The organism is Streptomyces sp. CG4 (assembly GCF_041080655.1).
In the GTDB taxonomy this organism is placed as follows: domain Bacteria; phylum Actinomycetota; class Actinomycetes; order Streptomycetales; family Streptomycetaceae; genus Streptomyces.
In genome coordinates, this window is record NZ_CP163525.1 from 4,723,416 (window position 1) to 4,739,381 (window position 15,966).

Sequence of the window (15,966 nt, forward strand, 5' to 3'; positions counted from 1 at the left end):
CCCCGCCACCGTCCCGGTGACCGCCGCGCTCGCCCTCGGCGACGACGCCCTGGTGCTCTCCCACCGGCTGGGGGAGTGGGCCGGGCACGCCCCCGTCCTGGAGGAGGAGGTCGCCCTCGCCAACATCGCCCTCGACCTGCTCGGCCAGGCCCGGATCCTGCTCTCCCTGGCCGGCGACGAGGACGAACTGGCCTACCTGCGCGAGGAGCGGGCCTTCCGCAACCTCCAGCTGGTCGAGCAGCCGAACGGCGACTTCGCCCACACGATCGCCCGCCAGCTGTACTTCTCCACCTACCAGCAGCTGCTCTACGCCGAACTGGCCGCCGGTGACGGCCCGTTCGCGCCCCTCGCCGCCAAGGCGGTCAAGGAGGTCGCCTACCACCGCGACCACGCCGAGCAGTGGACCCTCCGCCTCGGCGACGGCACGGAGACCAGCCACGAGCGGATGCAGCGGGCCTGCGACGCACTGTGGCGGTTCACCGGGGAGATGTTCCAGCAGGCGGAGGGCCTGGACGTCGACTGGCCGGCCATGGAGGACCGTTGGCTCGAATCGGTCACCGACGTCCTCGGCCGGGCCACCCTGACCGTGCCCGAAGGAGCGCGCACCGGCGCCTGGTCGGCCGGCGCCGGCCGTCAGGGCCTGCACACCGAGCCGTTCGGGCGGATGCTCGCCGAGATGCAGCATCTGCATCGCAGCCACCCGGGGGCGTCATGGTGACCGCCACCGCCCTGGAGGCGGAGCTGCTGGAGCTCGCCGGCTCGGTGCCCGACCCCGAACTGCCGGTGCTCACACTCCAGGAGCTGGGCGTGGTGCGCGCGGTGCACCTCCACGACGGCGACGCGGTCGAGGTCGACCTGACCCCCACCTACACCGGCTGCCCCGCCATCGAGGCCATGAGCGTGGACATCGAACGGGTGCTGCGCGCCCATGGCATGCGCGAGGTCACGGTCTGCACGGTGCTCACACCCGCCTGGTCGACCGACGACATAAGCCCCGAAGGGCGGCGCAAACTGCAGGAGTTCGGCATCGCTCCCCCACGCGTGCACGCCGCATCCGGCCCGGTCCCGCTGACCCTGGGCCGGACCCGGACGGAGGACGAACTCACCGCACCCACCAAGCCGACCGCATCCACCGCTTCCGCCGTACTGACCGATCCCGTCCACTGCCCGCACTGCGGCTCCGCCGACACCGAGCTGCTGAGCAGGTTCTCCTCCACCGCGTGCAAGGCACTGCGCCGCTGCCTCGCCTGCCGTGAACCGTTCGACCACTTCAAGGAGTTGTGATGGCGCGTTTCCACCCGCTCCCGGTGGCCACGGTCGACCGGATCACCGACGACTCCGTCGCCCTCACCTTCACCGTCCCGCCCGAGCTGCGCGAGGAGTACCGGCACGCCCCCGGGCAGCACCTGGCGCTGCGCCGACAGGTCGACGGCGCCGAGATACGGCGCACCTACTCGATCTGCTCCCCCGCGCCCGACCCGGCCGGCGCGGGCCCGGACACGCTGCGGGTGGGGGTGCGGCTGGTGGAGGGCGGGGCCTTCTCGGCCTACGCGCTGAAGGAGATCAACGTCGGCGACGTCCTGGAGGTGATGACTCCGGCCGGCCGCTTCATCCTGGAACCGGCACCGGGGCTGTACGCGGCGGTCGTCGGCGGCAGCGGCATCACCCCGGTCCTGTCCATCGTCTCCACGCTGCTGGCACGCGAGCCGGCGGCCCGGTTCTGCCTCATACGCAGTGACCGCACGGCGGCCTCGACGATGTTCCTGGAGGAGGTCGCCGACCTGAAGGACCGCTACCCCGAGCGGTTTCAGCTGGTGACGGTGCTCTCCCGCGAGGAGCAGCAGGCGGGCCTGCCGTCCGGCCGGCTCGACCGCGAGCGGCTCAGCGGGCTGCTGCCCGCGCTGCTGCCGGTCGACCGGGTCGCGGGCTGGTTCCTGTGCGGGCCGTACGGGCTGGTAGGGGGCGCGGAGCAGGCGCTGCGCGAGCTGGGTGTGGACCGCTCCCGCATCCACCAGGAGATCTTCCACGTGGACGCGGGCGCGCCCTCGTCCGCCACCGCGGGGACCCCCGCGCACAGCACGGTCACCGCCCGGCTCGACGGACGCGGCGGCACCTGGCCGGTACAGGAAAGCGAGTCCCTGCTGGAGACGGTCCTGCGCAACCGCCCCGACGCGCCCTACGCCTGCAAGGGCGGAGTCTGCGGGACCTGTCGCGCCTTCCTGGTCTCGGGCGAGGTCCGCATGGACCGCAACTTCGCCCTGGAAACGGAGGAGACGGAAGCCGGATATGTACTGGCCTGCCAGTCGCATCCCCTGACGGAACAGGTGGAGCTGGACTTCGACCGTTGAGGGCTGCACGGGACGACGGGACATGGGGAAGGGAAGGGGAGGGAGGGGGGAGGGGGGAGGGCCCCAGGAGCCCCAGGAGCCCCAGGAGTAGCTGAGCTTCAGGCCGGGGCATTTCCTTCTCCTAGAACTTGTTCTATCTTGACGGACCGTCAGATCAGCGGACTCGCCGGGAGGACAGGTCGTGGACTTCACCTTCACCGAGGAGCAGGGGGCGGCGGCCGAGGCGGCGCGCGGGGTGTTCGCCGGCGTGGTGCCGGACGCGGTGCCGAGCCCGGCGCTCACCACCGGTGCCGTGGCCGAGGGGTTCGACCGGGAGTTGTGGTCCCGGCTGGCCGAGGCGGATCTGCTGAGTCTGCTGCTCGACGAGGCGCACGGCGGTTCCGGGCTGGACGCGATCGCACTGTGCCTGGTGCTGCGCGAGTCCGCCAAGGTGCTCGCCCGGGTGCCGCTGCTGGAGCACAGCGCGGCGGCAGCGGCCGTGCAGACGTATGGCGGGCCGGAGTTGGCGCGGCGGCTGCTGGCGCGGGCCGGGCGGGGCGAGCTGGTGCTGACGGTCGCGGCGAACGGCCGCAGTGGCCATGACCCGGCCGAACTGGCCGTCGGCGCACGGCGGGACGGTACGGACTGGGTGCTGGACGGGGTGCAGACGGCGGTGCCGTGGGCGTACGACGCGGACCTGGTCGTCGTACCGGCGCACGCGGAGGGGACGGGCGCCGAGCGGACCGTGCTCGCGTTGGTGCCGCGCGAGCGGGACGGGGTGGTCCTCGCCGAGCAGGTGTCCACCAGCGGGGAGCGGCTGGCCGAACTGCGGCTCAGGTCCGTGCGGATCGACGCGGGTGACGTCATCGAGGCCGATGGCGCCTGGGAGCGGCTGTATGCGCTGCTCGCCACCGGTACGTGCGCGCTGGCGCTCGGGCTGGGCGAGCGGGTGCTGGGCATGACCGCCGAGTACACCGGGAAGCGGGAGCAGTTCGGGTATCCGATCGCGACGTTCCAGGCGGTGGCCGTGCAGGCCGCGGACCGGTACATCGATCTGCGCGCCATGGAGGCCACCCTCTGGCAGGCCGCCTGGCGGATCGCCTCGGGGGCGTCGGGGGCACTGCCCGCCGCCGGGGATGTCGCGGTGGCGAAGATCTGGGCGGCGGAGGGGGTGCGCCGGGTGGTGCAGACGGCACAGCATCTGCACGGCGGGTTCGGCGCCGACACCGACTCTCCACTGCACCGGTATCACGCCTGGGCCAAGCAGCTGGAGCTGGCGCTCGGCCCGGCGTCGGCACACGAGGAGAGGCTCGGGGATCTGCTGGCCGCACATCCGCTGGGCTGATCCGCGCCGCCCCCGGCCGCGGTAGAACTGCCGCCCCGGCTGCGGAAGAGCTACCGCCCTCGGCCGCGGACGAGCTACAGCACGAAGCCGGGCTCGCCCTCGTCCGTGATCACCGGGCGGCCCGCCGCCTGCCAGATCTGCATGCCGCCGTCGACGTTGACCGCGTCGATGCCCTGCTGGACCAGGTACATGGTGACCTGGGCCGAGCGGCCGCCGGAGCGGCAGATGACGTGGACGCGACCGTCCTGCGGGGCGGCCTCGGTCAGCTCGCCGTAGCGGGCCACGAAGTCGCTCATGGGGATGTGCAGCGCCCCCTCGGCGTGGCCCGCCTGCCACTCGTCGTCCTCGCGGACGTCCAGCAGGAAGTCGCCGTCCTTGAGGTCCGTGACCTCGACCGTGGGTACCCGGGCTGCGAAATTCATGTCTCCGACGCTACCCGAAGGTCCGGGCACCATCGGAGGCGAGCCGCGGCTCGGCTCTGCCCCGGCCGCGGCTCGGCTCTCCCCGGCCGCGGCTCAGCCCCGCCCCGGCTGCGGCTCAGCCCTGGGTCAGCAGGGCCGCCAGCTCTGCCTCGCGCTCGGCGATGTCGGTGCGCAGTCGGCCGGCGATCTCGTCCAGGAGGCCGTCGGGGTCGTCCGGGGCGAGCCGGAGCATGCCGGCGATCGCGCCCTCCTCCAGTTCGCGGGCGACGAGGGTGAGCAGTTCCTTGCGCTGGGCGAGCCATTCGAGGCGGGCGTACAGCTCCTCGGCGGGGCTCGGGCGCCGCTCGGGCGGTACCGGGCCGGCCGCCCACTCCTCGGCCAGCTCCTTCAGCAGGGTCGCGTCGCCGCGGGCGTAGGCGGCGTTGACGCGGGTGATGAACTCCTCGCGCCGCTGCCGTTCCGCTTCCTCCTGCGCGAGGTCGGGGTGGGCCTTGCGGGCCAGCTCGCGGTAGAGCTTGCGAGCCTCCTCGCTGGGCCGCACCCGCTCCGGGGGCCGTACGGCCTGGTCGGTGAGCATGGCGCCGGCTTCCGGGAACAGGCCTTGGCCGTCCATCCAGCCGTGCAGCAGTTCCTCCACGCCGGGGATCGGCAGGACGCGGGCGCGGGCCTCCTCGGCGCGGCGGATGTCCTCCGGGTCGCCGGTACGGGCGGCCTTCGCCTCGGCGATCTCGGCGTCCAGCTCCTCGATCCGGGCGTAGAGGGGGCCGAGCTTCTGCTCGTGCAGCCGGGAGAAGTTCTCGACCTCGACGCGGAAGGTCTCCACGGCGATCTCGTACTCGATCAGCGCCTGCTCGGCGGCCCGTACGGCCTGCTCAAGCCGTTCCTCGGGCCGCTGCTGGGACCGTTCCTGGGGCTCCTCCTCGGGCCGCGGCGCCTGGGACTGATCGGGTTCCGGGGTCGTCACGCCCTCAGCGTAGCGCTGCGCCCGGCCTGGACCGGGGGCGGTGTGGGCCGGGGCGGTGTGGGCCGGGGGCCGGGTGCGGGTCCCTTCGTGGCTGGTCGCTCCCCCAAGCTCTCGGCTTCCCCACCTTCTCGGCTTCCCCACCTTCTCGGCTTCCCCACCTTCTCGGCATCCCCAGGCCCAGCCAGGCTTCACACCCCCGGCTCCGCCGCGATCCTCCCCGCGCGTACCGCCGTCACCAGCTCGGCGTGGTCCGCCTCCGTGCGGTCGGCGTAGGCGACGGCGAAGGCGGCGATCGCCTCGTCCAGTTCCTCGTTCTTGCCGCAGTACCCGGCGATCAGCCGCGGGTCGGCGCTGTGGGAGTGGGCGCGGGCCAGCAGGGCGCCGGTCATCCGGCCGTAGTCGTCGACCTGGTCGGCGGCGAGGGCGGCGGGGTCGACGCTGCCCTTGCGGTTGCGGAACTGGCGGACCTGGAAGGGGCGCCCGTCGACGGTCGTCCAGCCGAGCAGGATGTCGCTGACGACCTGCATCCGCTTCTGGCCCAGAACCACCCGGCGGCCCTCGTGGTCCACCGGCGGTGTCTCGAAGCCGACGGTGGCCAGGTGCGGGACCAGGACCGAGGGCCGGGCCTCCTTCACCTGGAGCACCAGCGGCTGCTCACGGTGGTCGAGGAGCAGCACGACGTAGGACCGGGTGCCGACGCTGCCGGTGCCGACCACCCGGAAAGCCACGTCGTGCACCGCGTGCCGGGCGAGCAGGGGGTGCCGGTCCTCGCTGAGCGTGTGGATGTACGACTCCAGGGACGCGGCGACCGCGTGGGCCTCCTCGTCCGGGATCCGGCGCAGCACCGGCGCGGCGTCCACGAACCGGCGTCCGCCGTCCTCGACCGCCTCGGTCGACTTCGCCGCGAACCGGCCGCTCGTATTGGCGCGGGCCTTCTCCGAGACCCGCTGCAGGGTGCCGAGGAGATCGTGGGCGTCGGTGTGGGAGACCAGTTCCTCGTCGGCGATGGCGTTCCACGCGTCGAGCACGGGCAGCTTGGCCAGCAGCCGCATGGTGCGGCGGTAGGCGCCGACCGTGTCCTGCGCAGCCGCACGGCAGGTGTCCTCGTCGGCGCCGGCCTCCCGCCCGGCGAGGACCAGCGAGGCGGCGAGGCGCTTCAGGTCCCATTCCCAGGGGCCATGCACGGTCTCGTCGAAGTCGTTGAGGTCGATGACGAGATCGCCGCGGGGGTCGCCGTACAGGCCGAAGTTGGCCGCGTGCGCGTCTCCGCATATCTGGGTGCCGATCCTGGTCATGGGGGTGCGGGCCAGGTCGTACGCCATGAGTCCGGCCGAGCCGCGCAGGAAGGCGAACGGGGTGGCCGCCATCCGGCCGACGCGGATGGGGGTCAGCTCGGGTATCCGGCCGGCGTTGGACTCGGTGACCGCGCGCACCGCGTCGGGGCGGTCGGCGTCCAGGTCGAGGGTGCGGTGTGCGCTGCGCGGCACGCTGGTGCGCAGTGCCTTGCCCTCCTCCTTGGGCGAGCCCTGCCGCGGCCACTGGGCGAAGCCGCTCACCCTGGGCAGCCGGCGCATGCCCCGCTCCACGGCGTCCGCCACGTCCACCACGCCCACCGCGTCCGCCATGTCCATCGCGTCCATCGCGTCCGCCACTTCCCCACCGGCACCGGTCATCGCGACCGCCTCCCCCGTACACCGCGTACGACCAACGCGTACGGCGCGTACAGCCGTCCGCACGAACATCAACTCGTGCCGACCGTACAACCGATGGCCGATATGCGTCAGATCCGGTGGGGCACAGCTGGGGCACAACAGGGCATCGGATCCCCTTGCACCACGCCGCAGCCCCCGGCAGCCCCCGGCCGTCGGCCTGCGCGCCCCGCCTAGCCTTCGGACTGCGCGACCGCGTCCGGGCGGTCGCCCTCGCCTACCGGGTGGGACCGGTGTCGGCCGACGACTGCCGGCTCTTCAACTCCCGTTCCACGACCGCCCGGAAGCTGTGCGGAGGGCGGCCGGTGAGGCGCTGGACGGCGTCGGTGGTGCGGTCCTCGGCGCCCTCGGCGATGGCGCGGTCCATCCCGGCCAGCATCGCGGCGAACTCCAGCGGCAGTTGGGCGGCCACCAGCCGGTCCCGCATCTGTTCGTACGTCAGCTGCCGGTGGACCACGGGCCGACCGGTGACCTCCGTGAGGACGGCGGCGATGTCGTCGTAGCCGAGCGCCTCCGGTCCGGTCAGGACCGGAGCACTGTTGGGTGCCCGGTCGTCGGTGAGGGCACGGACCGCGACGGCGGCGATGTCGTCGGCGTCGACGAATCCGACCCGGCCCGTCCCGGCCGCGGTGAGGATGGCGCCCTCCTCGCGGATGCTCCGGGCGTGGGCGTGCGTGCCGGTGAAGTTCTGCATGAACCAGGAGGGCCGCAGGACCGCCCACTGGTCGAACAGGCCGGGCAGAGCCTCGTGCACCGCCCCCACTCCGGGGCCCCCTTCGGGGATGGCCGAGGAGCTGAGCAGTACGGCGCGCTGCACGCCCGCGGCGCCGGCCCGGCGGAGGAAGGGCAGCATGACGGCGGCCGGGTCCGGATCGCCGACCGGCGGGACGAGATGGACGCGTGCGGCTCCGGCGAGCGCGTCGGCGTGGGTGGCGGGGTCGTACCAGTCGAAGCGGACCGCTTCCGCGCCCGGAAGCCGGGTGGCCCGGCGGCTCGCGGCCCGCACGCGCTGGCCGGCGGCGACCAGCTGCGCCACGGTACGGCTGCCGGTGGTACCGGTGGCCCCGAGAACCAGGGTGCCGCTCATCGGGCACCGCCCCCTGCGAAGTCCAGGCCGGGCTGCTGGACGGCGAGGGGGTTCCAGTAGTCGCGATAGGAGGTGAAGCGTCCCTCCCGGACCGTCACGACGGCGATGTAGGTCATGTCGAAGGGTGCCCCCGTCTCGACCAGGCGACCCACTCCGCGCATCTCGACCACGATGGTCCAGGGGCTCGTGGTCTGGTGGATCCGCAGGTCGGGGAAGTCGTGCAGGTCGATGTGGGCGGGATGGTCGCGCATGTAGGCGGCGATCGCCTCCCGTCCCTCCAGCCGCCCGGGCCAGCCCGGCGGCGCGAAGGGGAACTCCATGACACCGTCCTCGGCCCACAGGCCGACCCAGCCGGCGATGTCCTTGTCGAGGAGCAGCCGCAGGCTGTGGCGGTAGAGCTCTTCCGGTGCGGTGTACGTGGGTGTGGGCATGGATTCCTCCGTCCCGTACGATACGGACCCGTGGTCCGCTTCAGTCGACAATACGGACCGCGGGTCCGCTTCGCAACGCAAAGCGAAGGCGAAAGCGAGGCGGGACGCAGGACAAGGCGCGGCACGGCGAAGTGCGGCAAGGCGCGGCAAGAACCCCCGCAAGAACCCCGCAAGAACCCCAAGGGAGGAACCACGTGACCGAGCGCAGACCCCGCAAGGACGCCCTGCGGAACCGGGCGGCCGTCTTCGCGGCAGCCGACGCGCTCTTCGCGCAATGCCAGAGCCCCGACAGCGTCACCATGGCCGGCATCGCGGCCGCGGCCGGCGTCGGCAAGGCGACCCTCTTCCGCGCCTTCGGCGATCGCACCGGGCTGATCCGCGCGCTGTACGAGGCGCGCCTCGAACCGATCAGGAGCGCGGTCGAGCAGGGGCCGCCCCCACTGGGACCCGCCGCCCCACCCCTGGTGCGCGTGCCGGCTCTGCTCGACGCCGTCCTGTGCTTCAAGCTCGACAACCGTCATCTCGCGCTCGCCCTGGAGCAGACCGGCGGGACCAGCCCGTACGGCGCGGAGCACTACGAGCGATGGCACACACTGCTGCGCGAGCTGCTGGAGCGGATTCCGGGACTGTCCGACGGCGGCTTCACCGCGCATGCCCTGCTCGCCACCACCCGGGCCGACCTCGTCGAACACCTCGCCGGTGAAAAGGCCCTGCCCCGCGACGAGATGCGCGCGCAACTCGCGGCGTTCACCGCCAGAGTCCTCGGCCTCGATGCGCCCCCGACCCCGAACACCCCTGCGTGAGAGACAACTCACACCGGTACGGGAAGTGAAGAACGCCACCCTCACGCCGGCACACGGCGGGGGCGCAAAGCGAAACGGTCGGCATCGTGATCACGATGCCGACCGCTCGTCGGTGCGCGAGGGGGGAGTTGAACCCCCACGCCCTTGCGGGCACTGGAACCTGAATCCAGCGCGTCTGCCTATTCCGCCACCCGCGCATTGGGTGTGTCTTCCGGCTTCTTCCCTTTCGGGCTGGCCCCTTCCGACACCCAGAACATTAGCACGTCGTACGGGGTGGGTTCACATCCCTTTCCGCTGCCCACGGCCCGCACCCGCACCCGGTGCCGAGCGCGCCGGTCACCCGCGCCCCGGCGCCCGCCGCCTGCGCGTTCGCGCCGTTTCCCGCCGCGCGTATCAGGGCGACCCGGTTCACGTATCAACCTCGTACCGGTCCCGGGCATCTGCCCAGGAGGCGGACCGGGTCCACAGCCGGGTGCGGGACACTGGTCTTCGCCCGCCTCTACGATCCATGGCAGCGTGAGTGCGTGCCGGTAGTTCGAAGGGGAGCCGCTGGGGGAACCGGCCGATTGCCGGACGCGTAGATACGATCAGTAAGCAGCACCAGCGGAACAGGCAGTACAGGCAAGGCAGCGGCCACACAGCAGGGCAAGGCAGACGACAGGGACGGAGGAGGTGCCCCATGGGAGTCCTGAAGAAGTTCGAGCAGCGTCTCGAAGGTCTGGTGAACGGCACCTTCGCCAAGGTCTTCAAGTCCGAGGTCCAGCCCGTGGAGATCGCCGGCGCACTCCAGCGTGAGTGCGACAACAACGCGACGATCTGGAACCGCGACCGGACCGTCGTACCCAACGACTTCATCGTGGAGCTGAGCGCGCCCGACTACGAGCGGCTCAGCCCCTACTCCGGGCAGCTCGGCGACGAGCTGGCCGGCATGGTGCGCGACTACGCCAAGCAGCAGCGCTACACGTTCATGGGCCCGATCAAGGTCAACCTGGAGAAGGCCGACGACCTGGACACCGGGCTGTACCGGGTGCGCTCGCGCACCCTGGCCTCCTCCAGCAACCAGCAGGCCCCCGCGGCCCCGGCCCCCGGCCGCCCCGCGCAGAGCGCCCAGGGTGGCGGCTACGGCCAGCCGGCCGCCGCGCCCGCCGGAGCGCCGCCGATGCCGTCCGCGCCGCCGCCCGGCGCCCGCCCCGGCGGCTACGGATACCCTCAGCCCGCCGGCCAGCGGCCCCCGGCCGCGCCCACGAGCGGCGGGCAGGCCCGCTACTGGATCGAGATCAACGGCACCCGCCACCAGATCTCCCGCGCGACGCTGGTGCTGGGCCGCAGCACCGACGCCGACGTGCGGATCGACGATCCCGGCGTCTCCCGCCGGCATTGCGAGATCCGGACCGGAACGCCCTCGACGATCCAGGATCTCGGCTCCACCAACGGCATCGTGGTGGACGGGCAGCACACCACCCGCGCTACGCTCCGCGACGGCTCGCGGATCGTCGTGGGCAGCACCACCGTTATCTATAGGCAAGCCGAAGGGTGAAGCGGGGGCATGTCAGAGCTGACCCTCACGGTCATGCGGCTGGGTTTCCTGGCCGTACTGTGGCTGTTCGTGATCGTGGCCGTGCAGGTCATCCGGAGCGACCTGTTCGGTACGCGCGTCACCCAGCGCGGATCCCGTAGGGAGGCCGGCCGCCAGCAGCAGGCGGCCCGGCAGCAGGCCGCCGCGCCCCCGCCGCAGCGAGGCCAGCAGCGGGGCCAGCAGAGCGGCGGCCGGCGCGGGCGCAACGCTCCCACCAAGCTGGTCGTGACCGAAGGCACACTGACCGGCACCACGGTCGCGCTGCAGGGCCAGACGATCACCCTGGGCCGGGCACACGACTCCACGATCGTGCTGGACGACGACTACGCCTCCAGTCGGCATGCCAGGATCTACCCGGACCGCGACGGCCAGTGGATCGTCGAGGACCTCGGCTCCACCAACGGCACGTATCTGGACCGGTCCCGGCTGACGACCCCCACACCGATCTCGCTGGGCGCGCCGATCCGCATCGGCAAGACCGTCATCGAGCTGCGGAAGTAGTGCTACATCATGAGTGAGCGCGAGCGGAGCGAGCACGCAGCGGCAGGCCGCCCCCCGGCCGCCGGCGCGCTCCCGACCGGAGGGTGGGCAGTGTGGCTCGACACGACCGGCTGTACCCGGAGCCGACTGGCGAGGTGGGCATGAGTCTCTCCCTGCGCTTTGCCGCCGGATCGCACAAAGGCATGATCCGCGAGGGCAACGAGGACTCCGGTTACGCCGGTCCCCGGCTGCTCGCGATCGCCGACGGCATGGGCGGCCAGGCGGCCGGCGAGGTCGCCTCCTCCGAGGTGATCTCCACCCTGGTCACGCTCGACGACGACGTGCCCGGCTCCGACATCCTCACCTCCCTCGGCCACGCCGTGCAGCGGGCCAACGACCAGCTGCGTGCCATGGTCGAGGAGGACCCGCAGCTGGAGGGCATGGGCACGACCCTCACCGCCCTGCTGTGGACCGGGCAGCGGCTCGGTCTCGTGCACGTCGGCGACTCCCGCGCCTATCTGCTGCGTGACGGAGTGCTCACGCAGATCACCCAGGACCACACCTGGGTGCAGCGGCTCGTCGACGAGGGCCGGATCACCGAGGAAGAGGCCACGACCCACCCGCAGCGCTCGCTCCTCATGCGCGCGCTCGGCAGCGGCGACCACGTCGAGCCCGACCTGTCCATCCGCGAGGTGCGGGCGGGTGACCGTTATCTCATCTGCTCCGACGGGCTCTCCGCGGTCGTCTCCCACCAGACCATCGAGGAGACCCTCGCCAGCTACCAGGGCCCGCAGGAGACCGTGCAGGAGCTGATCCAGCTCGCGCTGCGCGGCGGCGGCCCCGACAACATCACCGTCATCGTCGCGGACGTGCTCGACCTGGACACCGGCGACACCATGGCCGGCCAGCTGTCCGACCAGCCGATCGTGGTCGGCGCCGTCGCCGAGAACCAGCACCACCTGCACGACAACGGCATCATGCAGACCCCGGCCGGCCGCGCCTCCCACCTGGGCCGCCAGGGCCACGGGCACGGCGGCGGCGAGTTCGGCCCGCCCGGCTCCGGCGACAGCACCGGATACGTCCCGTCGGGCAGCTTCGGCGACTACGCCGACGGCGACTTCACCAAGCCGGGCGGCCGCGGCAAGTGGCTGAAGAGATCCCTCTACGGCGTCCTCGCGCTCGCCGTCATCGGCGGCGGCCTCTACGGCGGCTACCAGTGGACGCAGACGCAGTACTACGTCGGCGCCAGGAACGAGCACGTGGCGCTGTACCGCGGGATCAGCCAGGACCTGGCCTGGGTGTCGCTGTCGAAGGTGGAGAAGGACCACCCCGAGATCGAACTCAAGTACCTGCCGCCGTACCAGCAGAAGCAGGTGAAGGCCACGATCGCCGCGGGCGGGCTGCAGCAGGCCCAGGAGAAGATCGAGGCACTGTCCGTACAGGCCTCCGCATGCCGGAAGCAGGCGGAGCGCCAGTCCGCCGAGTCCCAGCGGAACGCGAAGACGGGCCAGGGCGAGGCCGGAGGCACCACGGGAACCAGCCGTACCGCCTTCACGTCCAAGGCATCACCGACGCCGAACCCCTCGACAGGTACGTCGGGCACGTCGTCGAAGAAGCCCCCGACAACGTCCTCGAAGCCCCCGACCCCGACCGCCACTCCGAACCCCGGCCCGAGCCTCTCCGAGGATGAGCAGAAGGTCGTCGATCAGTGCGGCAAGCAGTAGCGAAGCCGCGAGAGGCCCTGTCACACGATGAGCAGTACGACTAACCCGCCGACGCATCACACGTCCACGATCGGCGCGATCGGCGCACCGAGCCGCCGCAACACCGAGCTGGCCCTGCTGGTGTTCGCCGTGGCCATCCCGGTGTTCGCCTACGCCAACGTGGGCCTGGCCATCGAGAACCAGGTGCCCGCCGGACTGCTGGAGTACGGCCTCGGCCTCGGTCTGATGGCCGGCGTCGCCCATCTCGCCGTGCGCAAGTTCGCGCCGTACGCCGACCCGCTGCTGCTGCCGCTGGCCACGCTGCTCAACGGACTCGGGCTCGTCGTCATCTGGCGGCTGGACCAGTCCAAGCTGCTGCAGTCGCTGCCCCACTTCTCCGCGGCCGCACCCCGCCAGCTGCTGTACAGCGCGCTGGGCATCGCCATGTTCGCCGCCGTGCTGATCTTCCTGAAGGATCACCGGGCCCTGCAGCGCTACACCTACATCTCCATGGCCGGCGCCCTGGTGCTGCTGCTCCTGCCGCTGGTGCCCGGCCTCGGAGCCGACATCTACGGCGCCAAGATCTGGATCAACATCCCCGGCCTCGGCTCCCTGCAGCCCGGTGAGTTCGCGAAGATCGTCCTCGCCGTCTTCTTCGCCGGGTACCTGATGGTGAAGCGCGACGCCCTGGCCCTCGCCAGCCGCCGCTTCATGGGCCTGTACCTGCCCCGCGGCCGCGACCTCGGTCCGATCCTGGTCGTCTGGGCGATGTCGATCCTCATCCTCGTCTTCGAGACCGACCTCGGCACGTCGCTGCTCTTCTTCGGCATGTTCGTCGTCATGCTGTACGTCGCCACCGAGCGGACCAGCTGGATCGTCTTCGGTCTGCTGATGTCCGCGGTCGGCGCGGTCGGCGTGGCGAGCATCGAACCCCACGTGAAGAGCCGGGTCGAGTCCTGGCTCGACCCCATGAAGGAGTTCACCCTCAGCCGCCAGGGCATCGCCGGCCACTCCGAGCAGCTGCAGCAGGCGCTGTGGGCCTTCGGCTCCGGCGGCACCCTGGGCACCGGCTGGGGCCAGGGCCACTCGGACCTGATCCGGTTCGCCGCCAACTCCGACTTCATCCTCGCCACCTTCGGCGAGGAGCTGGGCCTGGCCGGGATCATGGCGCTCCTGCTGATCTACGGCCTGATCGTGGAGCGCGGCGTGCGCACCGCCCTCGCCGCCCGCGACCCGTTCGGCAAGCTGCTCGCCGTCGGCCTGTCCGGCGCCTTCGCCCTCCAGGTCTTCGTCGTGGCCGGCGGTGTGATGGGCCTCATCCCGCTGACCGGTATGACCTTGCCGTTCGTCGCGTACGGCGGTTCCTCCGTGCTGGCCAACTGGGCGCTGATCGGCATCCTGATCCGCATCAGCGACACCGCCCGCCGCCCGGCGCCCGCCCCCGCGAGCAACCCCGACGCCGAGATGACCCAGGTGGTCCGCCCGTCATGAACAAACCCCTGCGCCGGATCGCGATCTTCTGTGGCCTCCTCATCCTGGCCCTGCTGATCCGCGACAACTACCTCCAGTACGTCAAGGCCGACCAACTGGCGACCCAGAAGGACAACCGCCGGGTCTCCATCCAGCGCTATGCGCACCCGCGCGGCGACATCATCGTCGACGGCAACCCGATAACCGGCTCCACCGTGTCCAAGAACGGTGACTTCAAGTACAAGCGCACCTACAAGGACGGGGCCATGTGGGCCCCGGTCACCGGTTACTCCTCGCAGGCCTTCGGCGCCTCCCAGCTGGAGGAGATCGACGACGGCATCCTCACCGGCACCGACGACCGGCTCTTCTTCCGCAACACCCTCGACATGATCACGGGCAAGTCGAAGCAGGGCGGCAACGTCGTCACCACGCTGAACTCGGCCGCGCAGAAGGCGGCGTTCGACGGGCTGGCCAAGCAGGGCGGCAAGGGCGCGGTCGTCGCCCTGGAACCCTCCACCGGCAAGATCCTGGCGCTGGCCTCCTACCCGTCGTACGACCCGTCGTCCTTCGCGGGGAACTCCACCGGTACGGACAGCAAGAACTGGACCAAGCTCCAGAAGAGCAACGACCCCGCCGATCCGATGCTGAACCGGGCGCTGCGCGAGACCTACCCGCCGGGCTCCACCTTCAAGGTGGTCACCGCGGCCGCCGCGCTGGAGAACGGGCTGTACAAGTCGGCCGACGAGAAGACGAACTCGCCGCTGCCCTGGACCATGCCGGGCACCACGACCCAGCTGAAGAACGAGGGCGACATCCCCTGCGAGAACGCCACTTTGCGCACCGCGCTGCAGTACTCCTGCAACACGGTCTTCGGCAAGATCGGCTCCGACCTCGGCAACGACAAGATGCTGTCCGAGGCGAAGAAGTTCGGCTTCGACTCCGAGCAGTTCATCCCGGTCCGGTCCACCGCGTCGGAGTTCTCCAACGGTATGAACCAGTCGCAGACCGCGCTGTCCTCCATCGGCCAGTACAACACCGCCGCGACCCCGCTGCAGATGGCCATGATCGCCTCGGCGGTCGCCAATGACGGCAAGCTGATGAAGCCGTACATGGTGGACAAGCTCCAGTCGTCCAACCTCGACACCGTCGAGCAGACCCAGCCGCAGGAGCTGAGCCGGCCGCTGTCCTCGGAGAACGCGCAGGTCCTGCAGTCCATGATGCAGACCGTGGTCGAGAAGGGCACCGGCACGAACGCCAAGATCGACGGTGTCACCGTCGGCGGCAAGACCGGTACCGCGCAGCACGGTGTGGCGAACAGCGCCAACCCGTACGCGTGGTTCCTCTCCTACGCCAAGCTGTCCGACGGCAGCTCGCCGGTCGCCGTGGCCGTGGTCATCGAGGACGGAAGCGCCAACCGCGACGACATCTCCGGCGGCGGCCTGGCGGCACCGATCGCCAAGAACGTCATGCAGGCGGTCATCCAATCGAAGAAGTGACCCCCGTCACGTCTTCTTCACATCGTTGCACGTTGCGATACCGGTCCTGTATCGGGTTGCGGGCTTGGCCAGGTCACACAAAGCGAGCCGGGTACGGTAGGCCCGGACGGCAGCCTCCGGCGGCGCACGACGGTGCGCGGCCGGGACCGACGG

The 15,966-nt window shown here is 71.4% G+C and carries 15 protein-coding genes and 1 tRNA gene; 10 read left to right on the forward strand and 6 right to left on the reverse strand.

What is annotated here, in order from left to right; all coding sequences use genetic code 11:
- Positions 1 to 16 precede the first annotated feature (16 nt).
- The 4 genes from paaC to AB5L52_RS21470 all read left to right on the forward strand — a co-directional run bounded on the left by paaC (position 17) and on the right by AB5L52_RS21470 (position 3,672).
- On the forward strand, positions 17 to 718 hold the full coding sequence (gene paaC / locus AB5L52_RS21455; RefSeq protein WP_351017423.1) for a 1,2-phenylacetyl-CoA epoxidase subunit PaaC: 702 nt from the start codon (positions 17 to 19) through the stop codon (positions 716 to 718).
- Positions 712 to 1,284, forward strand: a complete 573-nt coding sequence (gene paaD / locus AB5L52_RS21460) for a 1,2-phenylacetyl-CoA epoxidase subunit PaaD (RefSeq protein ID WP_351566337.1) — start codon at positions 712 to 714, stop codon at positions 1,282 to 1,284. Before paaC ends, paaD begins: the two co-directional genes overlap by 7 nt.
- Positions 1,284 to 2,348: a 2Fe-2S iron-sulfur cluster-binding protein gene (locus AB5L52_RS21465; protein WP_369365683.1), complete on the forward strand. Its 1,065-nt coding sequence runs from the start codon at positions 1,284 to 1,286 to the stop codon at positions 2,346 to 2,348. The genes paaD and AB5L52_RS21465 overlap by 1 nt, the downstream gene beginning before the upstream one ends.
- Before the next feature lie 181 nt (positions 2,349 to 2,529).
- Complete coding sequence (locus AB5L52_RS21470; RefSeq protein WP_369365685.1) at positions 2,530 to 3,672, forward strand: acyl-CoA dehydrogenase family protein; 1,143 nt, start codon at positions 2,530 to 2,532, stop codon at positions 3,670 to 3,672.
- A 74-nt stretch (positions 3,673 to 3,746) separates the two neighbouring features.
- Here the strand turns inward: AB5L52_RS21470 and AB5L52_RS21475 are convergent, their stop codons facing one another.
- From AB5L52_RS21475 to AB5L52_RS21495, 5 genes are all read right to left on the reverse strand, one after another.
- Positions 3,747 to 4,094 carry a rhodanese-like domain-containing protein gene (locus AB5L52_RS21475; RefSeq protein ID WP_351017118.1) on the reverse strand — a complete coding sequence of 116 codons (348 nt, stop codon included), beginning with the start codon at positions 4,092 to 4,094 and terminating at the stop codon, positions 3,747 to 3,749.
- A 115-nt stretch (positions 4,095 to 4,209) separates the two neighbouring features.
- Positions 4,210 to 5,058, reverse strand: coding sequence for a hypothetical protein (locus AB5L52_RS21480; RefSeq protein WP_351578182.1), 849 nt, complete (start codon positions 5,056 to 5,058; stop codon positions 4,210 to 4,212).
- A 188-nt stretch (positions 5,059 to 5,246) separates the two neighbouring features.
- Positions 5,247 to 6,683: a DUF2252 domain-containing protein gene (locus tag AB5L52_RS21485; RefSeq protein ID WP_351578278.1), complete on the reverse strand. Its 1,437-nt coding sequence runs from the start codon at positions 6,681 to 6,683 to the stop codon at positions 5,247 to 5,249.
- Positions 6,684 to 6,984: 301 nt separating this feature from the next.
- Positions 6,985 to 7,854: an NAD(P)H-binding protein gene (locus AB5L52_RS21490; protein ID WP_369365687.1), complete on the reverse strand. Its 870-nt coding sequence runs from the start codon at positions 7,852 to 7,854 to the stop codon at positions 6,985 to 6,987.
- Complete coding sequence (locus AB5L52_RS21495) at positions 7,851 to 8,285, reverse strand: nuclear transport factor 2 family protein (RefSeq protein WP_369365689.1); 435 nt, start codon at positions 8,283 to 8,285, stop codon at positions 7,851 to 7,853. The genes AB5L52_RS21490 and AB5L52_RS21495 overlap by 4 nt, the downstream gene beginning before the upstream one ends.
- Before the next feature lie 194 nt (positions 8,286 to 8,479).
- Between AB5L52_RS21495 and AB5L52_RS21500 the strand changes: the two genes are divergently transcribed.
- Complete coding sequence (locus AB5L52_RS21500) at positions 8,480 to 9,088, forward strand: TetR family transcriptional regulator (RefSeq protein ID WP_369365691.1); 609 nt, start codon at positions 8,480 to 8,482, stop codon at positions 9,086 to 9,088.
- 113 nt (positions 9,089 to 9,201) lie between these two features.
- On the opposite strand, the gene AB5L52_RS21505 is transcribed toward AB5L52_RS21500, so the two are convergent.
- Positions 9,202 to 9,285: transfer RNA gene (locus tag AB5L52_RS21505), tRNA-Leu, on the reverse strand.
- Between the two features lie 482 nt (positions 9,286 to 9,767).
- On the opposite strand from AB5L52_RS21505, the gene AB5L52_RS21510 reads away from it, so the two are divergent.
- The 5 genes from AB5L52_RS21510 to AB5L52_RS21530 all read left to right on the forward strand — a co-directional run bounded on the left by AB5L52_RS21510 (position 9,768) and on the right by AB5L52_RS21530 (position 15,813).
- Positions 9,768 to 10,625 carry a DUF3662 and FHA domain-containing protein gene (locus tag AB5L52_RS21510; protein WP_351017103.1) on the forward strand — a complete coding sequence of 286 codons (858 nt, stop codon included), beginning with the start codon at positions 9,768 to 9,770 and terminating at the stop codon, positions 10,623 to 10,625.
- Between the two features lie 9 nt (positions 10,626 to 10,634).
- Entirely contained in the window at positions 10,635 to 11,165 is a 531-nt protein-coding gene (locus AB5L52_RS21515; protein WP_351017100.1) for an FHA domain-containing protein, read from the forward strand.
- Positions 11,166 to 11,305: 140 nt separating this feature from the next.
- Positions 11,306 to 12,868, forward strand: coding sequence for a Stp1/IreP family PP2C-type Ser/Thr phosphatase (locus tag AB5L52_RS21520; protein WP_351017419.1), 1,563 nt, complete (start codon positions 11,306 to 11,308; stop codon positions 12,866 to 12,868).
- A gap of 27 nt (positions 12,869 to 12,895) precedes the next feature.
- Positions 12,896 to 14,338: an FtsW/RodA/SpoVE family cell cycle protein gene (locus AB5L52_RS21525; RefSeq protein WP_351017098.1), complete on the forward strand. Its 1,443-nt coding sequence runs from the start codon at positions 12,896 to 12,898 to the stop codon at positions 14,336 to 14,338.
- Entirely contained in the window at positions 14,335 to 15,813 is a 1,479-nt protein-coding gene (locus tag AB5L52_RS21530) for a penicillin-binding protein 2 (RefSeq protein ID WP_351578197.1), read from the forward strand. The genes AB5L52_RS21525 and AB5L52_RS21530 overlap by 4 nt, the downstream gene beginning before the upstream one ends.
- The last annotated feature ends 153 nt before the right edge of the window (positions 15,814 to 15,966 follow it).

Excerpts from the sequence above, each read along its gene's own strand:
- AB5L52_RS21465 (WP_369365683.1), top strand. The coding sequence starts at position 1,284 with ATGGCGCGTTTCCACCCGCTCCCGGTGGCCACGGTCGACCGGATCACC.
- AB5L52_RS21490 (WP_369365687.1), bottom strand. The coding sequence starts at position 7,854 with ATGAGCGGCACCCTGGTTCTCGGGGCCACCGGTACCACCGGCAGCCGT.
- paaD (WP_351566337.1), top strand. The coding sequence starts at position 712 with ATGGTGACCGCCACCGCCCTGGAGGCGGAGCTGCTGGAGCTCGCCGGC.
- AB5L52_RS21515 (WP_351017100.1), top strand. The coding sequence starts at position 10,635 with ATGTCAGAGCTGACCCTCACGGTCATGCGGCTGGGTTTCCTGGCCGTA.
- AB5L52_RS21485 (WP_351578278.1), bottom strand. The coding sequence starts at position 6,683 with ATGGCGGACGCGGTGGGCGTGGTGGACGTGGCGGACGCCGTGGAGCGG.
- AB5L52_RS21495 (WP_369365689.1), bottom strand. The coding sequence starts at position 8,285 with ATGCCCACACCCACGTACACCGCACCGGAAGAGCTCTACCGCCACAGC.
- AB5L52_RS21525 (WP_351017098.1), top strand. The coding sequence starts at position 12,896 with ATGAGCAGTACGACTAACCCGCCGACGCATCACACGTCCACGATCGGC.
- AB5L52_RS21475 (WP_351017118.1), bottom strand. The coding sequence starts at position 4,094 with ATGAATTTCGCAGCCCGGGTACCCACGGTCGAGGTCACGGACCTCAAG.
- AB5L52_RS21520 (WP_351017419.1), top strand. The coding sequence starts at position 11,306 with ATGAGTCTCTCCCTGCGCTTTGCCGCCGGATCGCACAAAGGCATGATC.
- AB5L52_RS21530 (WP_351578197.1), top strand. The coding sequence starts at position 14,335 with ATGAACAAACCCCTGCGCCGGATCGCGATCTTCTGTGGCCTCCTCATC.
- AB5L52_RS21510 (WP_351017103.1), top strand. The coding sequence starts at position 9,768 with ATGGGAGTCCTGAAGAAGTTCGAGCAGCGTCTCGAAGGTCTGGTGAAC.